Genomic DNA, 22,459 nt, shown 5'->3' on the forward strand with positions numbered 1-22,459 from the left:
TCGGAGCGAGTTATGGCGGGTCATTCCAAGTGGGCGAACATCAAGCACCGCAAAGAACGTCAGGATGCCAAGAAGGGCAAGATTTTCACCAAGTGGATTCGTGAACTGACCGTTGCTGCCCGTCAGGGCGGCAGTGATCCGGGCTCCAACCCGCGTCTGCGACTGGCCCTGGACAAGGCGCTGGGCGCGAACATGAGCCGCGACATCATCGATCGCGCGGTGGCTCGAGGTGCCGGTGCAGCCGACACCGATGACATGGTCGAGCTGACCTACGAAGGCTACGGCCCGGGCGGCGTGGCGGTGATGGTCGAGTGCATGACCGACAACCGCAACCGCACTGCAGCGGCTGTTCGCCATGCGTTCAGCAAGTGCGGCGGTAACCTGGGTACCGACGGTTCCGTGGCTTATCTGTTCGAGCGCAAAGGGCAGATTTCCTTCGCGCCGGGCGTGGATGAAGACGCCTTGATGGAAGCGGCGATGGAAGCCGACGCCGATGACGTGGTCACGAACGAAGACGGCTCCATTGACGTGTTCACCTCGTTCGCCGGTTTCTACTCCGTGCGTAACGCTCTGGAAGCCGCCGGTTTCAAAGGTGATGACGCGGAAATCGTCATGCTGCCGACCACCAGTGCCGAACTGGACCTGGAAGGTGCCGAGAAAGTCCTCAAGCTGATCGACATGCTCGAAGACCTGGATGACGTGCAGAACGTCTATTCCAACGCGGATATCCCCGAGTCGGTGGCCGCACAGCTCGGCTAAGGGCTCACACCATCATGTAGGAGCCGGCTCCTACAGATCGGGTCGCTTTCCCGTAATGTGTCATCAGCAGGCCCCACCCTCTTAAGCCGCAGGCGTTATGACTTTAATTCTTGGTATCGACCCCGGTTCGCGCATCACCGGCTATGGCGTGGTACGCGATACGGGGCGTGGCTGCGTGTACGTGGCGTCGGGCTGTATTCGTACCGGTTCCGGCGAGTTGCATGAGCGTTTGCAAATCGTCTATCGCGGCGTGCGTGAAGTCATCCAGACCTACGGCCCGGTGACCATGGGCATCGAAAAGGTGTTCATGGCGCGCAACGCCGATTCCGCGCTGAAACTCGGTCAGGCCCGAGGCGCGGCAATCGTTGCCGGCGCCGAAGAAAATCTGGAAATCGCCGAATACACGGCCACCCAGGTCAAACAGGCAGTAACCGGGACCGGCGCGGCGAATAAAGAGCAGGTGCAAATGATGGTGATGCACATGTTGAAACTCACCAGCAAACCGCAAATCGATGCCTCGGACGCCCTGGCCATTGCCATTTGCCATGCTCACACCCGTTCCAGCCTGTTGCCTCATGGTCTGGGCACGGCACGCAGTCGTGGCGGGCGCCTGCGTCTCTGATAGCATCAGCAGTCATTTTTACGGAATGAGGGTTTTGTGCCTGTGTTGTCGGCGCAACACCCTTGTTCTGTCAGTCGCCAGCCACCGAACTGGCCAACGCTCAAGGATCTGAAACGTGATTGGACGCTTGCGCGGCACACTGGCTGAGAAACAGCCGCCGCACCTGATTCTGGATGTAAACGGTCTGGGGTATGAGCTTGAAGTGCCCATGACCACGCTGTATCGCTTGCCGTCGGTCGGTGAACCGCTGACGTTGCACACCCATTTGGTCGTACGCGAAGACGCGCAGTTACTCTATGGTTTCGCCAGCAAGCGTGAGCGAGACTTTTTTCGCGAGTTGATTCGTCTCAATGGTGTAGGGCCGAAATTGGCCCTGGCGTTGATGTCGAGTCTGGAAGTCGATGAACTGGTACGTTGCGTGCAGTCCCAGGACACCTCGGCCCTGACCAAGGTGCCGGGCGTGGGCAAGAAGACCGCCGAGCGTTTGCTGGTGGAACTCAAGGATCGCTTCAAGGCGTGGGAAACCGTGCCGGCGATGTTTGCCCTGGTGCCAAACCAACCAGGCGGGCCGGATATTGCGCCGGTCGCCACTGCGGAAAATGACGCCGTCAGTGCGCTGATTTCCCTGGGCTACAAGCCGCAGGAAGCCAGCAAGGCGATTTCCGCGATCAAGGAGAAAGGTTTGAGCAGTGAAGACATGATTCGCCGTGCCCTGAAGGGAATGATCTAAGTGATTGAAGCTGATCGTCTGATAGCCGCCACGCCGGGCCCGCGCGACCGCGAGGAAGTCCAGGATCGGGCGATTCGTCCTGTCAGTCTGGCCGAATACATTGGCCAGCCGACCGTTCGCGAGCAAATGGAGCTGTTCATCCAGGCTGCCCGTGGGCGTAACGAATCCCTGGACCACACTTTGATCTTCGGCCCGCCGGGCCTGGGTAAAACCACCCTGGCCAACATCATCGCCCAGGAAATGGGTGTGTCGATCAAAAGCACCTCGGGCCCGGTCCTTGAACGCCCGGGGGATCTGGCTGCGCTGCTGACCAACCTCGAGCCGCACGACGTGCTGTTTATCGACGAAATCCATCGGCTGTCGCCGATTGTCGAAGAAGTGCTGTACCCGGCCATGGAAGATTTCCAGCTCGACATCATGATCGGCGAAGGCCCGGCTGCCCGTTCGATCAAGCTGGATCTGCCGCCGTTCACGTTGGTGGGGGCGACGACGCGCGCCGGCATGCTGACCAACCCGCTGCGCGACCGCTTCGGCATCGTCCAGCGTCTTGAGTTCTATAGCACCGCCGACCTGGCGACGATTGTCAGCCGTTCGGCGAACATTCTTGGCTTGCCACTGGATCCCGAAGGCGCATTCGAAATCGCCCGCCGGGCTCGTGGCACTCCGCGGATCGCCAACCGACTGTTGCGCCGGGTGCGTGATTTCGCCGAAGTTCGCGCCAAGGGCCACATCACCAAACCGATTGCCGATCTTGCCTTGAATCTGCTGGATGTCGACGAGCGTGGCTTCGATCACCAGGACCGGCGTCTGCTGCTGACCATGATCGAGAAGTTCGACGGTGGACCGGTGGGCGTCGACAGTCTGGCCGCCGCGATCAGCGAAGAACGGCACACCATTGAGGACGTGCTGGAACCGTACCTGATCCAGCAAGGCTACATCATGCGCACGCCGCGGGGGCGGGTGGTCACCCGGCATGCGTACCTGCACTTTGGTTTAAACATTCCGTCACGATTGGGCGAGATGCCCGTGGTAGACGAGTTCCTTGATGCAGTGGACGATTAATTAATCTTTGCGCGCTTATTTTTCGGGCATTGTGCTGTCCCAGGACCGTACTTTCGCGAGAAAGCCGCAGATCAATGAAAAACAGTTGCCTGGCCGGATTGGCAACCTGAGGAGTAAGCACTAGAGTATGCGCGCGCAAAACGGGCTTGAGCCTTTCGCACATCGTTGTCGCGTTTATTACGAGGACACCGATGCGGGCGGCATCGTGTATTACGTTAATTACCTCAAGTTTATGGAACGGGCTCGAACCGAGCGGCTCCGGGAGCTGGGCTTTGCCCAATCCCAGCTGGCAGGGGAGGACCTGTTGTTTGTCGTGCATTCCAGCGAAGCGCGTTACCACGCGCCGGCGCGACTGGACGACGAGCTACTGGTAAGCGCTGAAGTAATCGAATTGAACCGTGTCAGCCTGCGCTTTAAACAGCAGGTCAGGCGAGCCACGGATAATGCGCTGCTCTGTGAAGGGCAGTTTTTGGTGGCCTGTGTGCGCACTGAAAGTTTAAAACCCCGGGCCATTCCCGAAGCTCTACGTGCGGCCTTTGCCGACGTGAGCGGCGCGGGTACACACTCAAAGCAGGAGATAAAGCGTGGAAGCTAACGTCGTCGACCATTCCTCCATGTGGAGCCTGGTCAGCAATGCCAGTATCGTGGTGCAACTGGTAATGCTGATCCTGGTAGCCGCATCGGTGACCTCATGGATCATGATCTTTCAGCGCAGCAACTTGCTGCGCGCCGGTCGACGCGCCCTGGAGAGCTTCGAAGAGCGCTTCTGGTCGGGTATCGACCTGTCCAAACTGTACCGTCAGGCCGGCAGCAACCCGGACCCGGATTCGGGCGTCGAGCAGATCTTCCGTGCCGGCTTCAAGGAATTCTCCCGTCTGCGTCAGCAGCCAGGCGTTGACCCGGAAGCGGTCATGGAAGGTGTGGCCCGCGCCATGCGCGTCGCCATCTCCCGCGAAGAAGAAAAGCTCGAGCAGAGCCTGCCGTTCCTCGCCACCGTCGGTTCCGTCAGCCCTTACATCGGTCTGTTCGGTACGGTCTGGGGCATCATGAACTCCTTCCGTGGCCTGGCAACTGCCCAGCAAGCGACCCTGGCCACTGTGGCTCCAGGTATCGCCGAGGCACTGATTGCAACTGCGATCGGCCTGTTCGCCGCCATCCCTGCCGTTATCGCTTACAACCGTTTTGCCGCTCGCAGCGAAACGCTGATCGGCCGTTACTACACCTTCGCCGATGAATTCCAGGCGATCCTGCACCGCAAAGTGCACACCAGCGAAGAATAAGCAGGTAATTTCCAATGGCTTTAATCGCTCGAGCTCGCAAAAAGCGCAAGCCGGTTGCCGAGATGAACGTAGTGCCTTACATCGACGTGATGCTGGTACTGCTGGTCATCTTCATGGTGACCGCGCCGATGCTCAATCAGGGCGTGAAAGTTGATCTGCCCAAGGTTTCCAGCGAAGCCTTGCCGCAGGACAACAACACCCAGGTCCTGACCATTTCGATCAAGGCTGACAAGACCTACTACTGGAACCTTGGCAGCGAAGTCGACACTGAAAAGCAGCAGGACAGGGCAATGACCTTGCCTCAGATGACTGATGCGGTGACCAAGATCATTCGCGCCGGGACTGAAGGCGGCAAACGTACCCAGGTGTTCATCCGCGGCGACAAAACCGTCGATTACGGTTCCGTCATGGGTGCCATGGGCGGATTGCAGAAGGCCGGGGTCGGTAATGTTGGCTTGATTACCGAGGCACCCTGATGCAGCAAATGCGAGAGCCATCCGCCTCGGAAAGCTACTTCTGGCCTAGTGTCCTGGCGATTGTCTTGCACGTGCTGGTTTTCGGCATGCTGTTCGTCAGTTTTGCCTTCACGCCGGAGCTGCCGCCGGCCAAGCCGATTGTCCAGGCGACCCTGTACCAACTGAAGTCGAAAAGTCAGGCGACCACCCAGACCAATCAGAAGATTGCGGGTGAGGCGAAGAAATCCGCCGCGCGCCAGACCGAAGTCGAGCAGATGGAACAGAAGTTGATCGAGCAGGAAGCGATCAAGGCTGCGGAACAAAAGAAGGAAGACGCGGCTCAAAAAGCCGAAGAATCCAAGAAGGCCGACGAGACCAAGAAAGCGGAAGAGGCTAAAAAGGCTGATGAAGCCAAAAAAGCCGATGAAGCGAAGAAGACCGCCGAGGCCAAAAAGGCTGAAGAGAAACAATTGGCTGATATAGCCAAGAAGAAGTCTGAAGAAGAAGCCAAGAAGGCTGCTGAAGAAGAGGCCAAGAAAGCGGCCGCTGAAGAAGCCAAGAAAAAGATCGTCGAAGACGCGAAGAAGAAAGCCGCGGAAGACGCCAAGAAGAAATCTGAAGCTGAAGAGGCGAAGAAGAAAGTCGCCGAAGATGCGAAGAAGAAAGCTGCTGCCGATGCTGCGAAAAAGAAATCGCAGGAAGCGGCACGTAAATCCGCCGAAGAGAAAAAGGCTCAGGCCCTGGCAGATTTGCTTTCCGACACGCCTCAGCGTCAGCAGGCCTTGGCGGATGAGCAGGGTGACGAAGTCGCCGGCAGTTTCGATGACCTGATTCGTGCTCGTGCAGCGGAAGGCTGGGCTCGTCCACCTTCGGCACGCAAAGGCATGACGGTCGTGTTGCAAATCGGCATGTTGCCGGACGGTACGGTGACTTCGGTCAGCGTGTCCAAGTCCAGTGGTGACGGTCCGTTTGACGCGTCGGCAGTTGCTGCGGTCAAGAATATTGGACGTTTGACAGAAATGCAGGGAATGAAGCCGAGTGATTTCGCTCCGTATCGTTCATTCAAGATGACATTCACACCTGAGGATCTAGCCTTGTGAGAAACCTTCTTCGAGGAATGCTTGTCGTGATCTGCTGCCTGGCAGGGATTGCGACGGCAGATGAAAAAAACATTCTGGTCACCAGCGGCAGCGATCGGGCTACTCCGATCGCCGTCGTACCGTTTGGCAACCAGGGCGGCAGCGTGTTGCCGGACGACATGGCCGAAATCATCGGTAACGACCTGCGCAACTCGGGTTACTACTCGCCGATTCCAAAGCAGAACATGATCAGCCAGCCGAGCCAGGCCAGCGAAATCATCTTCCGTGACTTCAAGGCGCTCGGCGCCCAGTACGTCATGGTCGGCAGCATTGCTCCGGCGGGCGGTCGCCTGCAGGTTCAATACGCTCTGTTCAACGTCGCCACCGAACAGCAAGTGCTGACCGGCAGCGTGTCGGGCAGCGTTGATCAACTGCGTGACATGTCGCACTACATCGCGGACCAGTCGTTCGAAAAACTCACCGGTATCAAAGGTGCGTTCTCGACACGTCTGCTGTACGTGACTGCAGAGCGTTTCTCCGAGAAGAACACGCGCTACACGCTGCAACGTTCTGACTATGACGGTGCCCGCGCCGTGACCCTGCTGCAATCGCGCGAGCCGATCCTGTCGCCGCGTTTTGCACCGGATGGCAAGCGCATCGCTTATGTGTCGTTCGAGCAGAAGCGTCCGCGCATCTTCATGCAGAACATCGATACCGGTCGCCGTGAGCAGATCACCAACTTCGAAGGCCTGAATGGCGCGCCAGCCTGGTCGCCGGATGGCAATCGCCTGGCGTTGGTTCTGTCGAAAGACGGTAACCCGGATATCTATGTGATGAACCTGGGTTCGCGTCAGCTGACCCGTGTTACCAACGGTCCTGGCATCAACACCGAACCGTTCTGGGGCAAGGATGGTAATACCCTTTACTTCACCTCCGACCGTGGCGGCAAGCCACAAATCTACAAAACCAGCGCCAGTGGCGGTGGTGCGGAGCGTGTGACTTTCATCGGCAACTACAACGCCAATCCGAAGCTTTCGGCTGATGAAAAGACCCTGGTGATGATTCACCGCCAGGATGGCTTCACTAATTTCAAGGTGGCGGCCCAGGATTTGCAGCGCGGAAGCGTAAAAATCCTCACTGATAGCACTCTGGACGAGTCGCCTACTGTTGCGCCCAACGGCACCATGGTAATCTACGCCACCCGCCAGCAGGGCCGGGGAGTCTTGATGCTCGTGTCCATTAATGGACGCGTAAGGCTCCCGCTTCCTACCGCACAAGGCGAAGTCAGAGAACCTTCCTGGTCCCCTTACCTGAACTGACGCGGCGCTACACGTTGTACTTAACACACTGGGGTTCATTAGGAGTTTCACGATGGAAATGCTGAAGTTTGGTAAATTTGCTGCGCTGGCTCTGGCCATGGCTGTAGCTGTAGGTTGCTCGTCCAAAGGCGGCGACAACGCCGGTGAAGGCGCTGTTGATCCAAACGCTGGTTACGGCGCTAACACTGGTGCCGTTGATGGCTCCCTGAGCGAAGAAGCTGCTCTGCGCGCAATCACCACCTTCTACTTCGAATACGATAGCTCGGACCTGAAGCCAGAAGCCATGCGCGCTCTGGACGTTCACGCCAAAGACCTGAAAGCAAACGGCGCTCGCGTTGTTCTGGAAGGCAACACCGACGAACGTGGTACTCGTGAGTACAACCTGGCACTGGGCGAGCGTCGTGCGAAAGCCGTTCAACGCTACCTGGTACTGCAAGGTGTTTCCCCAGCTCAGCTGGAACTGGTTTCCTACGGCGAAGAGCGTCCAGTTGCTACCGGCAACGACGAGCAGTCCTGGGCTCAAAACCGTCGCGTCGAACTGCGTAAGTAATTCGTCATGCGAACGTGCCGTCGTGCTGTAACTGTTTTGGCTCTCAGCCTCGCACCGCTTGCGGTGTGGGCTGCGGTTCCTGTGGTCGATAATGACTCCGGCTATAACAATAGCGGGAGTAGTTATCCGCCTGCGGGTTACGGTACGAACGGCGCCTATGCCGGGGGAGGGGTTTCGGCCCCTGTCTCGGCACAGGGCGAGCTGTTCAACCAACTGCAATCGATGCAGGAGCAGATCTCGCGCCAACAAGGTGTGATTGAAGTTCTGCAAAATGATGTAGCGCGCATGAAGCAGGAAAACCTGGAGCGATACCAGGATCTTGATCGGCGCATAGGAACCGGCGTTGCACCAGCCGCGACTCCTGAGAATTCTTCTACCGGTGGCGATCTGAATGCCCCCGGCGCAGCAGCGGGTGCAGGGGCGGCAGCCGCTCAGGCTCCTGCCGCGGGTAGCGAGCCGGCGGATCCAGCGAAGGAAAAACTGTATTACGATGCAGCCTTCGACTTGATCAAGGCCAAGGATTTCGACAAGGCCAGTCAGGCTTTCTCCGCTTTCCTGCGCAAATACCCGAACAGCCAATACGCGGGCAATGCCCAGTACTGGTTGGGCGAAGTAAACCTGGCCAAAGGCGATCTGCAAGGTGCAGGTCAGGCATTTGCCAAGGTTTCGCAGCTGTACCCAAAGCACAACAAAGTGCCTGATTCGCTGTACAAGCTGGCTGATGTAGAACGCCGCCTCGGTCATCCCGACAAGGTAAAAGGCATTCTGCAACAGGTTGTGTCCCAATATCCGGGCACTTCCGCCGCTCAGCTGGCCCAACGTGATCTGCAACGCATGTAAGCCTGCTTGACCCATTTCGAAGAAACCCGCGCTTGTCGCGGGTTTTTTCGTTAGAATTCACGCCCTTTTTATGAAATACGCTTTTTGGGGCCTGCGCGTTGGCGAGGTTCCTTGAAGTGCTGACGGAGGCGGACAGCCTGTTTAGCTGTTACGCCCGTGGCGACTATGCAAGACACATTGAGAATCACCGAAGTTTTCTACTCGTTGCAGGGGGAAACGCGGACTGCCGGGCTGCCCACAGTATTTGTGCGCCTGACCGGTTGCCCATTGCGTTGCCAATACTGCGACAGCGCCTATGCGTTCACTGGCGGTACTGTCCGAACGCTCGACGACATCCTCGAGCAAGTGGCCGGTTTCCGCCCGCGTTATGTGTGTGTCACCGGCGGAGAGCCGCTGGCGCAACCTAATGCCATCCCATTGCTCAAGCAGTTGTGCGACGCCGGTTACGAAGTGTCACTGGAAACCAGTGGTGCGCTTGATATCTCGGCGGTAGATTCACGCGTGAGTCGCGTTGTCGACCTGAAAACCCCGGGTTCGAAGGAAGCGCATCGCAACCGCTATGAGAACATCGAGCTGCTCACCCCCAACGACCAGGTGAAGTTTGTCATCTGCTCGCGGGAAGACTACGACTGGGCCGTGTCGAAGCTGATTCAGTACGGTCTGGATCGCCGAGCCGGTGAAGTGCTGTTCTCGCCAAGCCACCATGACCTGAATGCTCGGGATCTGGCTGACTGGGTGGTGGCGGACAACCTGCCAGTACGTCTGCAACTGCAGCTGCATAAATATCTTTGGAATGACGAGCCGGGGCGCTGATATGACTGAACAAACGAATACTGCTGAAAAACGTGCGGTCATCCTGCTGTCCGGCGGCCTCGACTCGGCGACGGTCGTGGCCATGGCTCGCGCTGAAGGCTACAGCTGCTACACGATGAGCTTCGATTACGGTCAGCGGTCTCACGCTGAATTACACGCCGCTGAGCGTGTTGCCCGGGACTTGGGTGTGGTCGAGCACAAGGTCATCGGTTTGAACCTGAACGGCATCGGTGGCTCGGCACTGACCGACAGCAGCATTGATGTGCCGGAAGAGGCAGGTGAAGGCATCCCTGTGACTTACGTGCCTGCTCGCAACACCGTGTTTCTGTCCCTGGCGCTAGGCTGGGCCGAAGTGCTCGGGGCGCGCGACATCTTCATTGGCGTTAACGCTGTCGATTACTCCGGCTATCCGGATTGCCGTCCTGAGTTCATCGAGTCCTTCGAGCGCATGGCCAATCTGGCGACCAAGGCCGGTGTCGAAGGCAATGGCTTCCGCATTCAGGCGCCCCTGCAAAACCTGAGCAAGGCGCAGATTGTCCAGGCGGGCGTGAAGCTCGGCGTCGATTACGGTCTGACCGTTTCCTGCTATCAGGCGGACGATAAAGGCTACGCGTGCGGCAAATGCGACAGCTGCCGACTGCGTGCGGAAGGCTTCGCAGCAGCCGGAATCAGCGATCCAACACCTTATTTTTGATTTATTTCAAATTAGGTGTTGAATAGTCCTTAAAAATCAGTATTATACGCGCCACCACACAGCGGGTCGTTAGCTCAGTTGGTAGAGCAGTTGGCTTTTAACCAATTGGTCGTAGGTTCGAATCCCACACGACCCACCATTTTTATAGCAGTTTTAAAAGTCTGGAAGGCCCACGAAAGTGAGGATTTCCGGATTTTTTTTTGCCTGGAAGAAAGTGCGCGGCGCGGACGGAGCAGAGGTGTATGGCTTTCGTAGGCGTGTGACTTCGTAAGGGCCATGGCAGGCGCCATTTTCGACATGGATGTTCAGAATGACAGGCTCATCTGACATACTGTGACAAAGTGGAATTGGCAGAGACATAAAGAGATGAAAGCCCGGATCGGGGCTCTCCTTCTGCCGTCCAGGCAATAGGGTTTCAACTTTTTCTCACCGTGGTTTTCATTGAAACTCCGAAAACCTAATGAGCCAAGGCCAAAACTTACCCAGTCGGAGCAGGCATGAGCACTGAAAAAATACTCTTCAATCGTCCATACATGACGGGTAAAGAGCTGTACTACATCGCAGAAGCCAAGTTTGGGAATATGCTGGCGGGTGATGGCTCCTTCACCAAGCGTTGTCATCAATGGATTGAACAAAGCACGGGCTGTAATACCGCGCTCCTCACTCATTCATGCACCGCCGCACTTGAAATGGCTGCATTGTTGCTGGATATACAGCCTGGCGATGAAGTGATCTTGCCTTCCTATACGTTCGTTTCAACCGCCAATGCCTTTGTACTGCGCGGTGCGATCCCTGTATTTGTGGATATTCGTAAAGATACATTGAATCTGGATGAGAAGCTGATTGAAGCAGCCATTACTCCCCGGACCAAAGCTATTGTTCCTGTTCATTATGCGGGCGTGTCCTGTGAGATGGATACGATCATGCATATTGCTCGCAAGCATGGTCTCAAAGTAGTGGAGGATGCTGCCCAGGGTGTAATGTCCAGCTATAAGGGGCGTGCACTTGGGAGTATTGGTGATCTCGGTGCATTCAGCTTTCACGAAACAAAGAATGTGATTTCGGGTGAGGGCGGTGCGCTTTTAGTTAACGAGCCACAGCTTTCGTTGCGCGCTGAAATTATTCGTGAGAAAGGCACTGATCGCAGTCGCTTCTTTCGTGGGCTGGTAGATAAATATACCTGGCAGGAAGTAGGTTCTTCATTTTTGCCAGGAGAGTTGATTGCCGCATTTCTTTGGGCTCAACTGGAAGAGGCCAAAAGTATCACCGATCGACGATTGGCAGTCTGGGACTACTATCATGCTGCCCTTGCTCCTTTGGAGCAAAAGGGCTTGTTGCGTCGTCCAATTGTGCCGGAAGACTGTCAGCACAATGCGCATATGTACTACGTGTTGCTGGCGCCAGGTGTTGATCGACAGGCTGTCCTGGAAGCGTTGAAGCAAAACGATATATCCGCAGTATTCCATTATGTTCCTCTTCATTCGTCACCAGGCGGCCTGCGCTACGGACGAGTTCATGGTTCCATGGACAATACGGATGCACTTTCAGAGTCTTTATTGCGACTACCTCTTTGGGTCGGCTTGGCACCAGAGCAGCAAGATAAAGTCGTGGACGTCTTGGCGCGGGCTATTAGTTAATCTACGTGTTTTGTGAAGAGTTGCAGTGAGATTCAATGGCGAACAGGGTGCCATTCGTGGCATCCGTGCCTATGGTGCGTGAGGTTAATATCTCCGGAACAGGCATATTGAAGTTCGTTTTCATAACAGAGATTTAGACATTATGTTTTTTGCGGTGCTAAAGCAGGTATCTGAAAGAATTTCGGCCAGTTTGGCTCTGAAGATAGTTTTTGTGGTGCTGGCATATTTGTCTTACGCCTTTCCCATGATTTACGCCTACTTTGAATCTGTCAATTTCATCTATGTAAACGCCTGGGATGAGGAGACTTATCTTAGCTATCAAGGCGCATTGGGTTCTTTGACAGTGCCTGGGTATTGGGCATCCGGGGCGATCGTTTATACCCTACAGAATCTGGGGTTGAGTGGGGGGGAAATCAATATTCTGTTTGATTGTCTCTTGACGCCAGCCACATTTTTCTTGCTTGTATTTATTCTTCGTCGGTTGAATGTCAACTATGGGCGGGCATTGATATACGCAGCGATAGTTTTGTTTTCTCCTATTATTTTTAATTTCGGTAATCCGCTTATAGCGCATCTGACCAGGGATTATGGTGTATTCGGTTACGGCTGGGAATATTACCAATCGGCGTTGAGAACGCCGGAGCCACAGTTGTCATATTTTTTTGTTGTGTTGGCGGTTTCGGCTTTTTTAAAAACCGGGCGCTTGCTTTGTTTGTTTGTGTTGTTGCCGTTGTTATATTTCTATGTGGGGGTATCTTATGCGTACTTCCTCGTCTGTGGTTTTATCTTGCTGCATTCATGGTTCTTTAATAAGAGCCTGAGCTATTTGCGAATAGGTATCGCCTGCGTGGCGTCTTATTTGGCTATGTCTTTCGGTTTTATGTTTTTTGATTTTCTGTTTTTGTCAAAAGATCCATTTATTTCCGCGATGTCGGATGGTTATATAAAAAGCCATGTGCCGATGTTGCCAGTTTCCGGCCTTGTAGCGCTTGGTTTTTTCTTGGTTCAGATTGCTCTTTCCCGTCGATACGCGATAAAAGACACTTGGCATCTATATAGCCAGTTTTTTATTGCTCTTTCGTTGTTCCTTGTTTGTAATGTGCACGTTGTCTCTGGGGTTATGCTGTCGTACAAGAATTATATTGATTACTCCACCAGTCTTGTGGCTGGGGTGGCAATAATTATTTTTCTTGATTTTCTAAGGTGTCATGCGATCAACGGTGCGAGGCTTGCTTGTTTTGCTGTCGCCTCGATTATTTTATATCTTACGTTCAAGGCTTATGGGTTCAACTTCAGTGAACGGGAGTACACGTATTTCCGTGGTTTGCAGTTCAAATCGGTTGAAGAATATAAGGCAGCCTCAGGCGATCCGATGTCGATCGTTATTCAAGACAGTGATTTGTCTGCCAAGCTGCCTTACTCGGTTTCGATGATGGCGGTGCCACTATTCTCCTATCAGTACAACTTTCCTTTGGTTGCTAACGGATGTCGTGCTGTTCTTGAACGAATGGAAACAGTTGCCGATACTTTGAAGAGCCGTTCACAAGGCGATTCATCGTTGAAAGTTGACTATTTTGACGCTTCGATCAAAGCGTTTTCGGGACAGAAGTATGTGCCGCTTGAAAAGCAAAGGGATTTCCCCGCAAACGTGATTTGCAAAAAACTGCCCATGGATGGGGATGTCAAAGTGCTAGATGCTCAATTCAAGGATAACGGCTGGATCACCATCAAGTTATTTTGATTCGTGCACCGAAAAGCGGTGGTGGCCGGGTTTTTAATCGTCCGCCACCACTCAATCTGTTAGTACTGGCAGATTTCTCGCTTCAAGAATCATGACCGGCAAGGCGTTGTGTATCGGAATCAGCTTGAAATGGTCTTTTGTCTCCAGGGGATATTCTGTAGCCTTGCGCAGCTTCAACGCTGTCCATGCCTGATGAATACTCACTTTCCCGGCGGTACCCCTGAAGGGTCCGGAGCCGGGTGTATACTCGACTTTCGCGCGTAAGCGCTTGCAGGTCTTGCGAACATGACGCAGATTTCCGAACGCCTTCTGGTTCAAGCCCACCTCGACGCCAAGCAGCCCAAGCCGCTGACGGTCGAGGAAGAGGCCTATTATCGCGCTGCCATTGCTGCCGAGCTCAAGGCTCAGGACGCGGTGCTGGTTGCACACTTCTATTGTGATCCGGTTATTCAAGCCCTGGCTGAAGAAACCGGTGGCTGTGTCTCCGACTCGCTGGAGATGGCCCGTTTCGGCAATGCTCACCCGGCCAAGACCGTTGTGGTCGCCGGTGTGAAATTCATGGGCGAAACCGCCAAGATCCTCAACCCTGAAAAACGTGTGCTGATGCCGACCCTGGAAGCGACCTGTTCGCTGGACCTGGGTTGCCCGGTGGACGAGTTCTCGGCGTTCTGCGATCAGCACCCGGAACGTACCGTGGTGGTGTATGCCAACACCTCGGCAGCGGTCAAGGCCCGGGCGGACTGGGTTGTGACCTCAAGTTGTGCGCTGGAGATCGTTGAAAGCCTGATGGATAACGGCGAAACGATCATCTGGGGCCCGGACAAGCACCTGGGCACCTACATTCAGCGCCAGACCGGTGCGGACATGTTGCTGTGGGACGGGGCCTGCATCGTTCACGAAGAGTTCAAGTCCAAGCAGCTCGAAGACATGAAAGCGCTGTACCCGGACGCGGCGATTCTGGTGCACCCGGAATCACCGACGTCGGTGATCGAGCTGGCGGACGCTGTCGGTTCCACCAGTCAGTTGATCGCAGCGGCGCAGAGCCTGCCGAACAAGACGCTTATCGTTGCCACCGACCGTGGCATCTTCTACAAGATGCAGCAGTTGTGCCCGGACAAGGTGTTCATCGAGGCGCCAACAGCGGGTAACGGCGCGGCGTGCCGCAGTTGCGCGCACTGCCCGTGGATGGCGATGAATACGCTTGAGCGCACGCTGAAGGCCTTGAAGGAAGGGGCGAACGAGATCTTTGTCGATCCGGCGTTGATCCCTCAGGCGATTCGCCCGTTGAAGCGGATGCTCGACTTCACTCAGGCTGCGCGGATGAAGCTGGCCGGGAACGCCTGATAGCTGTCAGGCAAATTGAAAAACCTGTGGGAGCGAGCCTGCTCGCGATGGCGGAATGTCAGCAAACATTAATGTCGGCTGACACTCCGTCATCGCGAGCAGGCTCGCTCCCGCAATGGTTTTACGCTATCCGATTATTTGGTCTTCTTCGGGATCCGCACCAGCTGGGTGCCCGAATAGATGTCATGCCAGCTACGTTTCTGTTTGTCGAACAGCGACCAGATGAATCCAAGGCCGACGCACAGCAAGGATGCGATCGACACGACAAAACGCAGCAGTGCCTGCCACAGGCTGATGGATGAGCCATCGGCGTTCTGCACGCGGATGCACCAAACCTGCATGCCCAGGGTCTGCCCGGACCAGGTCCAGAACTTGGCGAAGAAGCCGAACAGCACGAACAGCAACACCGTCGAGAGCAACGGGTCACCGTCCAGCGCGCCGGCTTCGGTCAGGGTGCGCATTTTGTCTTCGCCGATGATCGCCATCTGGATCATCTTGTAGAGGCCGCTGGTGACGATCAGCAGGGCAGTGCACAACAGAAAGTCATAGAACATCGCTGCCAGGCGACGGCCCAGGGTCGCGGCGGGAAAGTCGCCCTGAGGGTTGAGCAGGTGTTTCGACATGGCAGGGCTCTCGACGGAAAAAGAAGCCATTTTACGGATTTACGCGCACAAAAAAGCCCCTGATGTCAGCATCAGGGGCTTTTTCGTAACAGAAGGTTAGGCTTCTGCTTGTACTTCGTCAGCCTGCATGCCTTTCTGGCCTTGCACGGCGATGAAGGTCACTTTCTGGCCTTCTTTCAGGCTCTTGAAGCCGTTGCCCTGAATAGCGCGGAAATGCACGAACAGATCCGGACCGCTTTCTGGAGTGATAAAACCAAAACCTTTCTCGTCGTTAAACCACTTGACGGTACCGCTCTGACGTTGGGACATTTCTTATTTCCTTTGACGCAAAAATTAATGACAGTCTCCTTCTCATGAAAGAGTACTGGGGCTGGTTGCAGGAGAGTAAGAAGACGTCGAACGGGATGTAGCTAACTTGTAGGCTACTGCCCAGGTCACGATTCCAAGCGACCCATGCAAACACAGTGAACAAACTCTACGCCAACTACGGGAGAAAAAACAAGCCCTGTGAGAGGCCCGGTTTTACTCAGGTTGCTGGCCATTAGTGTTTCACTAGTTCCGGCTTATTCGATGCGGCGGTTCAATTGTTTTCGATTGTTATAAGCAGCGTTCATAAACGAAAGCTTGCACTGTTTTATGGCGGTTGCGTTACACATTAGTGCATTGTTAACGCAACCGCGTTACTTATAGAAACAGTCAATCAACCGCGATAGTAGCGTTGTGCAACGAATGGCATTTTGCTTACAAGCAAAGGTACCTTTTTCCCACGAACAATTGCGAACACAGGTGTGTCGATGGCGATGTATGCGCTGTCGAGGTAACCCATGGCCAAAGGACCGCTCAAGGTCGGACCGAAACCGCCGCTGCAAACGCTACCGATGATCTCGCCTGCTTCGTTGACGATCTCTGCACCCTCGCGCACGGGTGTGCGTTCCTGCGGTAACAGGCCTACGCGCTTGCGGCTGACACCGGCTTGCTGCTGGGCGAACACGGTTTCAGCGCCAGGGAAGCCGCCGGCCCGCGCGCCATCGGCACGTCGAGGCTTGGAGATGGCCCACAGCAGGCTCGCTTCAATCGGAGTGGTGTCGGTGTTCATATCGTGGCCGTAGAGGCACAGGCCGGCTTCCAGACGCAGCGAATCACGAGCGCCCAGGCCAATGGCCGCGACTTCCGGTTCGGCCAGCAGGGCGCGGGCCAACGCTTCGGCATTGGCAGCCGGCACGGAGATTTCGAAACCGTCTTCGCCGGTGTAACCCGAGCGGCTGACAAAGCAGTCCACGCCCAGCAACTTCACGCGGGCGAACTGCATGAACGTCATTTTCGCCACTTCCGGCGCCAGGCGCGCGAGCACCGTGACGGCGGCCGGACCTTGCAGGGCCAGCAGTGCGCGCTCTTCGAACAGCGGCTCGATGGTGCATTGGTCGCCGATGTGTTTGCGCAGGTGCGCGAGGTCCTGATCCTTGCAGGCGGCGTTGACCACCAGGAACAGTTCGTCGTTACCGAGGTTGGCGACCATCAGGTCATCGAGGATGCCGCCCGTCTCGTTAGTGAACATGGCGTAGCGCTGCATGCCCACCGGCAGGTCGATAATGTCCACCGGCACCAGGGTTTCCAGGGCCTTGGCGGCATTGGCGCCGGTCAGGCGGATCTGGCCCATGTGCGAAACATCGAACAGCCCGGCCTGATCACGGGTGTGCTGGTGTTCCTTCATGACGCCCAGCGGGTACTGCACCGGCATGTCATAGCCGGCAAACGGCACCATACGGGCGCCGAGTTCGATGTGCAGTGCGTGCAACGGGGTTTTCAACAGTTGTTCGGTGGACATATCCAGCTCCTGAAAAAGTGTGCAGATGCAGTGAGCGCGCATCAGCACTCGATAATGTTGACCGCCAAACCGCCTCGGGCGGTTTCCTTGTATTTGCTTTTCATGTCGGCGCCGGTCTGGCGCATGGTGCGGATGACTTTGTCGAGGGAGACGAAGTGCTGACCGTCGCCACGCAGGGCCATACGCACGGCATTGATGGCTTTCACCGAGCCCATGGCGTTGCGCTCAATGCAAGGCACTTGCACCAGCCCACCGATCGGGTCGCAGGTCAGGCCGAGGTTGTGTTCCATGCCGATTTCGGCGGCGTTTTCCACTTGCTGCACGGTGCCGCCAAGCACTTCGCACAACGCGCCGGCTGCCATCGAACAGGCCACGCCGACTTCACCCTGACAACCGACTTCAGCGCCGGAGATCGAGGCGTTTTCTTTATAGAGAATGCCGATGGCGGCAGCCGTCAGCAGAAAACGTACGACGCCGTCTTCGTTGGCGCCGGGGATGAAGCGCATGTAGTAGTGCAAAACCGCCGGGACGATGCCCGCCGCGCCGTTGGTCGGCGCGGTGACCACGCGCCCGCCATTGGCGTTTTCTTCGTTGACCGCCAAGGCGTACAGGTTGACCCAGTCCAGCACCGACAACGGATCACGCAGCGACGATTCGGGGTTTTTGCACAGTTGCCGATGCAGCGCTGCCGCCCGCCGCTTGACCTTCAAACCGCCGGGCAGGATGCCTTCGTTGCGGCAACCGGCGTCGACGCAATCCTGCATCACTTGCCAGATTTTCAGCAGGCCGGCGCGGGTTTCCGCTTCCGGGCGCCAGGCGCTTTCGTTGGTCAGCATCACCTGGCTGATGGACAGGCCGTAAGTGGTGCAATGACCGAGCAGATCCTTTGCGCTTTTGAACGGGAAGGTCAGTGGTGTCGCATCTTCGACGATACGGTCGGCGCCGGCGGCGTCTTCATCGACGACGAAACCGCCGCCGACCGAGTAGTACTCGCGGCTGCGGATCTGCAGGCCCGCCGCGTCGAACGCGCGAAAGATCATGCCGTTGGGGTGATAGGCCAACGGTTTGCGGATCATCGCCAGGTGTTCTTTCTCGTTGAACGCAATGCTGTGTTCGCCGAGCAGGTTCAAGCGACCGTTGCCACGAATGTCTTGCAGACGGGCGGCGACGGTTTCGGTGTTAACGGTGTCCGGGTGTTCACCTTCCAGGCCAAGCAGCACAGCCTTGTCGCTGCCGTGGCCCTTGCCGGTGGCGCCGAGCGAGCCGTAGAGCTCGACTTTGACGCAGGTGGTCGCGGCCAGCAGCCCTTCACGGCGCAAACCTTCGACGAAACGCGCAGCAGCGCGCATCGGGCCGACGGTATGGGAGCTGGAGGGGCCGATGCCAATCTTGAACAGGTCGAACACGCTTAACGACATGGTTGTTCTCCGGTTTCTTGTTATGAGGAGCACCGCGACCCCGTAGGAGCGAGGCTTGCCCGCGAAGCTTTTGGCGACCTTGATGGCCTCTTCGCGGGCAAGCCTCGCTCCTACGGGTTTTTGTGGCGTCCTAGTGGGGCGAGAGAGTCCGCCCCCTATAGATCAAGCGTAGCTTTCGATCGACGGGCAAGCGCAAACCAGGTTGCGATCACCGAAGACGTTGTCGACGCGACCGACCGGCGGCCAGTATTTGCCTTCGATCAACGACGCGACCGGGTACACCGCTTGCTCACGGCTGTACGGATGGGACCACTCGCCGACCAGTTCCGCCGCAGTGTGCGGCGCGTTTTTCAGCGGGTTGTCGTCCTTGTCCAGGGTGCCGTTTTCCACTGCGCGGATTTCTTCGCGGATGCGGATCATGGCGTCGCAGAAGCGGTCCAGTTCTTCCTTGGATTCGCTTTCGGTCGGCTCGATCATCAGCGTGCCGGCGACCGGGAACGACATGGTCGGGGCGTGGAAGCCGAAGTCGATCAGGCGCTTGGCAACGTCATCGACGCTGATGCCACTGCTGTCTTTCAACGGACGCAGGTCGAGGATGCATTCGTGCGCAACCAGGCCGTTGCTGCCGGTGTACAGCACTGGATAGTGCTCTTCGAGGCGACGGGAAATGTAGTTGGCATTGAGGATCGCCAGTTGCGAAGCGCGCTTGAGACCCGCGCCACCCATCATCCGAATGTACATCCAGGTGATCGGCAGAATGCTCGCGCTGCCGAACGGTGCCGCGCAGACCGCGCCTTCCTTGCGCTCCATCTGGGCGTGGCCCGGCAGGAACGGGGTCAGGTGCGATTTCACGCCGATCGGGCCGACGCCCGGGCCGCCACCACCGTGAGGGATGCAGAAGGTTTTGTGCAGGTTCAGGTGGGACACGTCGCCGCCGAACTTGCCCGGCGCGCAGAGGCCGACCATCGCGTTCATGTTGGCGCCGTCGATGTATACCTGGCCGCCGTTGTCATGAATGATGCCGCAGATTTCGCGGATGCCTTCTTCGAACACGCCGTGGGTCGACGGGTAAGTGATCATCAGCGCCGCGAGGTGTTCGCGGTGCTCGATGGCCTTGGCGCGCAGGTCTTCGATGTCGACGTTGCCACGGGCGTCGCAGGCGGTCACGACCACGCGCATGCCAGCCATGTTGGCGGTGGCCGGGTTGGTGCCGTGGGCGGACGACGGGATCAGGCAGATGTCGCGACGGTCTTCGCCACGGCTCTGGTGGTAAGCACGAATGGCCAGCAGACCGGCGTATTCACCTTGCGAACCGGCGTTCGGTTGCAGCGAGATCGAGTCGTAACCGGTGGCGGCGCAGAGCATCGCTTCCAGTTCGTCGGTCAGTTGCTGGTAACCGGCGCTTTGTTCGGCTGGGGCGAACGGGTGCAGGGCACCGAACTCAGCCCAGGTCACCGGGATCATTTCGCTGGCGGCGTTGAGTTTCATGGTGCACGAACCCAGCGGGATCATGGTGCGATCCAGGGCCAGGTCCTTGTCGGCGAGCTTGCGCAGGTAGCGCATCAGCTCGGTTTCCGAGTGATAACGGTTGAACACCGGGTGGCTGAGGATCGGCGATTGGCGAACCAGTGCAGCCGGGATCGCGCTGACCACTGCCGCTGCGATGGCAGCGAAGTCCGGCAGTGCTTTGCCGTCGGCGAACAAGGCCCACAGGGTTTCGACGTCAGCTTGCGAAGTGGTTTCGTCGAGGGACAGGCCCAGACGCTCGCCATCGACTACGCGCAGGTTGATCTGCTGCGCACGCGCCTTGTCATGCAGTTTGGCGGTGTTGGCGCCGGTGTTCAGGGTCAGGGTGTCGAAGAAGCTGGCTTGCTCGACGGTCAGGCCCAGTGCACTCAAGCCCTTGGCGAGGATCGCGGTCAGGTGATGAATGCGGTTGGCAATCTGCGTCAGGCCTTTCGGGCCGTGATACACGGCGTACATGCTGGCGATGTTGGCCAGTAGAACCTGCGCGGTGCAGATGTTGCTGGTGGCCTTCTCGCGGCGGATGTGTTGCTCGCGGGTCTGCATGGCCAGGCGCAGGGCCGGCTTGCCGAAACGGTCCACGGAGACACCGACCAGACGGCCCGGCATGTCGCGCTTGAACGCATCTTTGGTAGAGAAGTAAGCCGCGTGCGGGCCACCGAAGCCCAGCGGCACGCCGAAGCGTTGTGCGCTGCCGATGGCCACGTCGGCACCGAACTCGCCCGGCGGGGTCAGCACGGTCAGGGCCAGCAGGTCGGCAGCGACGGCAACCAGTGCGTTGGCGGCGTGGAAGCGCTCGGTCAGTGCGCGGTAGTCGAAAACGTCACCGTTACTGGCCGGGTATTGCAGCAGGGCGCCGAAGAACGGCGTCACGTCAGTCAGTTCAAGCTCGTCGCCGACAACCACGTCGATGCCCAACGGCTCGGCACGGGTGCGCAGCACGTCGAGGGTTTGCGGGTGGCAATGCACGGAGGCGAAGAACGCGTGGCTGCCTTTGTTCTTGCTCAGGCGCTTGCAGAAGGTCATGGCTTCGGCGGCGGCAGTGGCTTCGTCGAGCAGCGAGGCGTTGGCGATCGGCAAACCGGTCAGGTCGCTGATCAGGGTCTGGAAGTTCAACAGCGCTTCGAGACGGCCCTGGGAGATTTCTGGCTGGTACGGGGTGTAGGCGGTGTACCAGGCCGGGTTTTCCAGCAGGTTGCGCAGGATCGGCGACGGTGTGTGGGTGCCGTAGTAGCCCTGGCCGATGTAAGTCTTGAACAGCTGGTTCTTGGCAGCGATGCCTTTGATCAACGCCAGGGCGTCGGCTTCGCTCAGGCCGTCTTCGAGGCCGAGCACGCTGGTGCCTTTGATGCTGTCCGGAATGACGCTGGCGCTCAGGGCTTCCAGCGAGTCGAAACCGAGGCTGTTGAGCATCGCTTGCTCATCGCCGGAACGCGGGCCGATGTGGCGCGCGATGAATTCGTTGGCAGTGCTCAGATTGATTTGAGTCATGTGCGTGCTCCTCAGGCTTCGGCGTTGGCTTTGATCAGACGGTCGTAGGCGTCCTGATCCAGCAGTTTGGCGACAGCCGAGGCGTCAGTTGGCTGGAAGCGGAAGAACCAGCCTTCGCCCAGCGGATCTTCGTTGACCAGTTCCGGGCTGCTGTCCAGCGCCGGGTTTACTTCAAGCACTTCACCGTCGAGTGGCATGTACACGCCGCTGGCGGCTTTTACCGATTCCACGGTGGCGGCTTCTGCGCCTTTGTCGTAGGACTGCAGCTCAGGCAGTTGTACGAAAACCACGTCGCCCAAAGCGTTCTGCGCGAAAGCGGTGATGCCGACGGTGACAGAGCCATCAGCTTCGGTACGCAGCCATTCGTGATCTTCAGTAAAACGCAACTCGCTCATGGAAACTCCTAAGGGGGCCAGACTCGTCTGGTGGACGCGATTGAATGCTTGGGCGTAAGCCCTGATTTATGAGTGGTTACTAAGCAATTTCGCGGCCAATTTGATTTTATTGTTATAAATCAACTGGTTAGGAGTTTGTTTTGGAGATGGCTTTTTGATCGGTGTAGCGAAATCGCTACAGTCGAATGCGAACAAAAAAGTATAGGTGGATCAAAGCCTTGTGCAGCGGTGATCCGATGAGGGTGTATCGATATCGTT

At 57.1% G+C, this 22,459-nt stretch carries 22 protein-coding genes and 1 tRNA gene; 17 read left to right on the forward strand and 6 right to left on the reverse strand.

Going from position 1 to position 22,459, the window contains the following annotated elements; translation table 11 throughout:
* Positions 1-12 precede the first annotated feature (12 nt).
* From KGB25_RS09870 to nadA, 17 genes are all read left to right on the forward strand, one after another.
* On the forward strand, positions 13-759 hold the full coding sequence (locus KGB25_RS09870) for a YebC/PmpR family DNA-binding transcriptional regulator (RefSeq protein ID WP_008043322.1): 747 nt from the start codon (positions 13-15) through the stop codon (positions 757-759).
* 97 nt (positions 760-856) lie between these two features.
* A complete protein-coding gene (ruvC, locus tag KGB25_RS09875) occupies positions 857-1,381 on the forward strand; it encodes a crossover junction endodeoxyribonuclease RuvC (protein WP_019693260.1) in 525 nt (174 codons plus the stop codon).
* Positions 1,382-1,496: 115 nt separating this feature from the next.
* Positions 1,497-2,111 (forward strand): Holliday junction branch migration protein RuvA, encoded by a 615-nt coding sequence (gene ruvA / locus KGB25_RS09880; protein ID WP_008027783.1) that lies wholly within the window; start codon positions 1,497-1,499, stop codon positions 2,109-2,111.
* Complete coding sequence (gene ruvB / locus KGB25_RS09885) at positions 2,112-3,173, forward strand: Holliday junction branch migration DNA helicase RuvB (protein ID WP_008027785.1); 1,062 nt, start codon at positions 2,112-2,114, stop codon at positions 3,171-3,173. It abuts the gene before it with no gap.
* 127 nt (positions 3,174-3,300) lie between these two features.
* Positions 3,301-3,768, forward strand: coding sequence for a tol-pal system-associated acyl-CoA thioesterase (gene ybgC / locus KGB25_RS09890; RefSeq protein WP_008027788.1), 468 nt, complete (start codon positions 3,301-3,303; stop codon positions 3,766-3,768).
* The gene (gene tolQ, locus KGB25_RS09895; protein WP_008027789.1) at positions 3,758-4,453 is read left to right on the forward strand and encodes a protein TolQ; all 696 of its coding nucleotides are present in this window, start codon (positions 3,758-3,760) and stop codon (positions 4,451-4,453) included. Before ybgC ends, tolQ begins: the two co-directional genes overlap by 11 nt.
* Before the next feature lie 23 nt (positions 4,454-4,476).
* The gene (gene tolR, locus KGB25_RS09900) at positions 4,477-4,929 is read left to right on the forward strand and encodes a protein TolR (RefSeq protein WP_161806672.1); all 453 of its coding nucleotides are present in this window, start codon (positions 4,477-4,479) and stop codon (positions 4,927-4,929) included.
* A complete protein-coding gene (tolA, locus tag KGB25_RS09905; RefSeq protein ID WP_008038679.1) occupies positions 4,929-6,008 on the forward strand; it encodes a cell envelope integrity protein TolA in 1,080 nt (359 codons plus the stop codon). The genes tolR and tolA overlap by 1 nt, the downstream gene beginning before the upstream one ends.
* Positions 6,005-7,306, forward strand: coding sequence for a Tol-Pal system beta propeller repeat protein TolB (tolB, locus tag KGB25_RS09910; protein ID WP_032832453.1), 1,302 nt, complete (start codon positions 6,005-6,007; stop codon positions 7,304-7,306). Before tolA ends, tolB begins: the two co-directional genes overlap by 4 nt.
* A 52-nt stretch (positions 7,307-7,358) precedes the next feature.
* Entirely contained in the window at positions 7,359-7,856 is a 498-nt protein-coding gene (gene pal, locus KGB25_RS09915) for a peptidoglycan-associated lipoprotein Pal (protein ID WP_008027793.1), read from the forward strand.
* Positions 7,857-7,862: 6 nt separating this feature from the next.
* The gene (gene ybgF / locus KGB25_RS09920) at positions 7,863-8,696 is read left to right on the forward strand and encodes a tol-pal system protein YbgF (protein ID WP_008038675.1); all 834 of its coding nucleotides are present in this window, start codon (positions 7,863-7,865) and stop codon (positions 8,694-8,696) included.
* Between the two features lie 165 nt (positions 8,697-8,861).
* Positions 8,862-9,509, forward strand: coding sequence for a 7-carboxy-7-deazaguanine synthase QueE (queE, locus tag KGB25_RS09925; RefSeq protein ID WP_192229105.1), 648 nt, complete (start codon positions 8,862-8,864; stop codon positions 9,507-9,509).
* A gap of 1 nt (position 9,510) precedes the next feature.
* Complete coding sequence (gene queC / locus KGB25_RS09930; protein ID WP_008038671.1) at positions 9,511-10,203, forward strand: 7-cyano-7-deazaguanine synthase QueC; 693 nt, start codon at positions 9,511-9,513, stop codon at positions 10,201-10,203.
* Between the two features lie 63 nt (positions 10,204-10,266).
* A tRNA-Lys gene (locus tag KGB25_RS09935) sits at positions 10,267-10,342 on the forward strand.
* A 358-nt stretch (positions 10,343-10,700) separates the two neighbouring features.
* Positions 10,701-11,840 (forward strand): dTDP-4-amino-4,6-dideoxygalactose transaminase, encoded by a 1,140-nt coding sequence (rffA, locus tag KGB25_RS09940; RefSeq protein ID WP_008038669.1) that lies wholly within the window; start codon positions 10,701-10,703, stop codon positions 11,838-11,840.
* Between the two features lie 142 nt (positions 11,841-11,982).
* Positions 11,983-13,581: a hypothetical protein gene (locus tag KGB25_RS09945; RefSeq protein ID WP_223434871.1), complete on the forward strand. Its 1,599-nt coding sequence runs from the start codon at positions 11,983-11,985 to the stop codon at positions 13,579-13,581.
* Positions 13,582-13,866: 285 nt separating this feature from the next.
* A complete protein-coding gene (gene nadA, locus KGB25_RS09950; RefSeq protein WP_008027802.1) occupies positions 13,867-14,925 on the forward strand; it encodes a quinolinate synthase NadA in 1,059 nt (352 codons plus the stop codon).
* A gap of 134 nt (positions 14,926-15,059) precedes the next feature.
* Here the strand turns inward: nadA and KGB25_RS09955 are convergent, their stop codons facing one another.
* The 6 genes from KGB25_RS09955 to gcvH form a co-directional block, all read right to left on the reverse strand.
* Entirely contained in the window at positions 15,060-15,548 is a 489-nt protein-coding gene (locus tag KGB25_RS09955; protein ID WP_008038661.1) for an RDD family protein, read from the reverse strand.
* A gap of 96 nt (positions 15,549-15,644) precedes the next feature.
* Positions 15,645-15,857 (reverse strand): cold-shock protein, encoded by a 213-nt coding sequence (locus tag KGB25_RS09960; protein ID WP_007977299.1) that lies wholly within the window; start codon positions 15,855-15,857, stop codon positions 15,645-15,647.
* Positions 15,858-16,248: 391 nt separating this feature from the next.
* Complete coding sequence (gene gcvT / locus KGB25_RS09965; protein ID WP_008038659.1) at positions 16,249-17,373, reverse strand: glycine cleavage system aminomethyltransferase GcvT; 1,125 nt, start codon at positions 17,371-17,373, stop codon at positions 16,249-16,251.
* Between the two features lie 41 nt (positions 17,374-17,414).
* Positions 17,415-18,791, reverse strand: coding sequence for an L-serine ammonia-lyase (locus tag KGB25_RS09970; RefSeq protein ID WP_008027809.1), 1,377 nt, complete (start codon positions 18,789-18,791; stop codon positions 17,415-17,417).
* A 162-nt stretch (positions 18,792-18,953) separates the two neighbouring features.
* Positions 18,954-21,806 (reverse strand): aminomethyl-transferring glycine dehydrogenase, encoded by a 2,853-nt coding sequence (gcvP, locus tag KGB25_RS09975; protein ID WP_008027811.1) that lies wholly within the window; start codon positions 21,804-21,806, stop codon positions 18,954-18,956.
* 11 nt (positions 21,807-21,817) lie between these two features.
* Positions 21,818-22,201 (reverse strand): glycine cleavage system protein GcvH, encoded by a 384-nt coding sequence (gcvH, locus tag KGB25_RS09980; RefSeq protein WP_008027813.1) that lies wholly within the window; start codon positions 22,199-22,201, stop codon positions 21,818-21,820.
* Between the last annotated feature and the right edge of the window lie 258 nt (positions 22,202-22,459).

Source organism: Pseudomonas sp. BF-RE-21, assembly GCF_019947305.1.
Lineage (GTDB): Bacteria > Pseudomonadota > Gammaproteobacteria > Pseudomonadales > Pseudomonadaceae > Aquipseudomonas > Aquipseudomonas migulae.

What these genes read in the sequence shown, in the direction of transcription:
- KGB25_RS09870 (WP_008043322.1), top strand. Translation starts at nt 13, where the DNA reads ATGGCGGGTCATTCCAAGTGGGCGAACATCAAGCACCGCAAAGAACGT.
- ruvC (WP_019693260.1), top strand. Translation starts at nt 857, where the DNA reads ATGACTTTAATTCTTGGTATCGACCCCGGTTCGCGCATCACCGGCTAT.
- ybgC (WP_008027788.1), top strand. Translation starts at nt 3,301, where the DNA reads ATGCGCGCGCAAAACGGGCTTGAGCCTTTCGCACATCGTTGTCGCGTT.
- tolA (WP_008038679.1), top strand. Translation starts at nt 4,929, where the DNA reads ATGCAGCAAATGCGAGAGCCATCCGCCTCGGAAAGCTACTTCTGGCCT.
- pal (WP_008027793.1), top strand. Translation starts at nt 7,359, where the DNA reads ATGGAAATGCTGAAGTTTGGTAAATTTGCTGCGCTGGCTCTGGCCATG.
- ybgF (WP_008038675.1), top strand. Translation starts at nt 7,863, where the DNA reads ATGCGAACGTGCCGTCGTGCTGTAACTGTTTTGGCTCTCAGCCTCGCA.
- queE (WP_192229105.1), top strand. Translation starts at nt 8,862, where the DNA reads ATGCAAGACACATTGAGAATCACCGAAGTTTTCTACTCGTTGCAGGGG.
- queC (WP_008038671.1), top strand. Translation starts at nt 9,511, where the DNA reads ATGACTGAACAAACGAATACTGCTGAAAAACGTGCGGTCATCCTGCTG.
- rffA (WP_008038669.1), top strand. Translation starts at nt 10,701, where the DNA reads ATGAGCACTGAAAAAATACTCTTCAATCGTCCATACATGACGGGTAAA.
- KGB25_RS09945 (WP_223434871.1), top strand. Translation starts at nt 11,983, where the DNA reads ATGTTTTTTGCGGTGCTAAAGCAGGTATCTGAAAGAATTTCGGCCAGT.
- nadA (WP_008027802.1), top strand. Translation starts at nt 13,867, where the DNA reads ATGACGCAGATTTCCGAACGCCTTCTGGTTCAAGCCCACCTCGACGCC.
- KGB25_RS09955 (WP_008038661.1), bottom strand. Translation starts at nt 15,548, where the DNA reads ATGTCGAAACACCTGCTCAACCCTCAGGGCGACTTTCCCGCCGCGACC.
- KGB25_RS09960 (WP_007977299.1), bottom strand. Translation starts at nt 15,857, where the DNA reads ATGTCCCAACGTCAGAGCGGTACCGTCAAGTGGTTTAACGACGAGAAA.
- gcvT (WP_008038659.1), bottom strand. Translation starts at nt 17,373, where the DNA reads ATGTCCACCGAACAACTGTTGAAAACCCCGTTGCACGCACTGCACATC.
- KGB25_RS09970 (WP_008027809.1), bottom strand. Translation starts at nt 18,791, where the DNA reads ATGTCGTTAAGCGTGTTCGACCTGTTCAAGATTGGCATCGGCCCCTCC.
- gcvP (WP_008027811.1), bottom strand. Translation starts at nt 21,806, where the DNA reads ATGACTCAAATCAATCTGAGCACTGCCAACGAATTCATCGCGCGCCAC.
- gcvH (WP_008027813.1), bottom strand. Translation starts at nt 22,201, where the DNA reads ATGAGCGAGTTGCGTTTTACTGAAGATCACGAATGGCTGCGTACCGAA.